Raw genomic sequence first — 956 nt, 5'->3', positions numbered from 1 at the left:
AACCTGAGCTGCGTATAAGAAATGAACTAAACGCCCAAGTCGCGATCTGATCGTTTGTTGAAAACCATCAATCGCATAAGGACTTGGGCATGAACAATTTAGACGCTGTTTTCGTGGATGTCGATGATTTCTGTCAGGCTTTCCTGCCCGCATGGCAAAAGCACCTCATAGCTTCCGGTACCCGGCAAAGAAACAAGCCTTCACGCCTCTCTGTCAGTGAAGTGATGACTATTGTTATCCTCTTCCATCAGTCCGGCTACCGGGACTTTAAAGCCTACTATATTCAGTTTGTTTGCCGCTTTCTCACCCGTGAATTCCCTGAGTTGGTCAGCTATACGCGCATGCTTAAACTTATGCAAAGTGTGCTGGTTCCCCTCTGTTCTTACCTCACCCATCGACAAGCTAAGCCAACGGGTATTGCCTTTGTTGACTCCACTAAGCTCCAAGTCTGTCACAACATGCGTATCCCCAGGCATCAGGTATTCGAGGGCGCCGCCAAGCGAGGAAAGGGAAGTATGGGATGGTTCTACGGTTTCAAGCTTCACCTTATCATCAATGAGCAGGGTGGGATCATTTCAGTCAAAGTTACGGCAGCCAACGTGGATGACAGAACGCCTGTAGCGGACATGGTCGATAATCTTTGGGGTTCCTTGTACGGGGACAAAGGCTATATCTCAGGCCCATTGGAGCAAGAGCTGGCGGACAAGGGGGTGACACTGATCACCGGCGTGAAAAAGAATATGAAACCCAAAGTAATGAAGCTCTGGGACCGGCTGATGCTCAGGAAGCGGTTTATTATCGAAACAGTCTTTGATCAACTTAAGAACATCTCTCAAATCGAGCATTCACGACACCGCAGCTGCATCAGTTTTATGGTGAACTTGCTCGCTGGACTCATTGCCTATTCATTTCAGCCTAAAAAGCCGAGTATCAAAATCACTCGGCTTGAACATAAT

At 47.9% G+C, this 956-nt stretch carries 1 protein-coding gene; it reads left to right on the top strand.

The window, feature by feature from the left end:
- Positions 1 to 89: 89 nt before the first annotated feature.
- On the top strand, positions 90 to 956 hold an 867-nt coding region (locus tag ACRRUX_RS20545), incomplete at its 3' end, for an IS982 family transposase (protein WP_432534100.1).

The sequence above is a fragment of the Shewanella sp. GXUN23E genome, assembly GCF_050865035.1.
GTDB lineage: Bacteria > Pseudomonadota > Gammaproteobacteria > Enterobacterales > Shewanellaceae > Shewanella.
The sequence above is the reverse complement of the archived record's forward strand: the minus strand, read 5'-3'. Positions and strand labels throughout refer to the sequence as shown.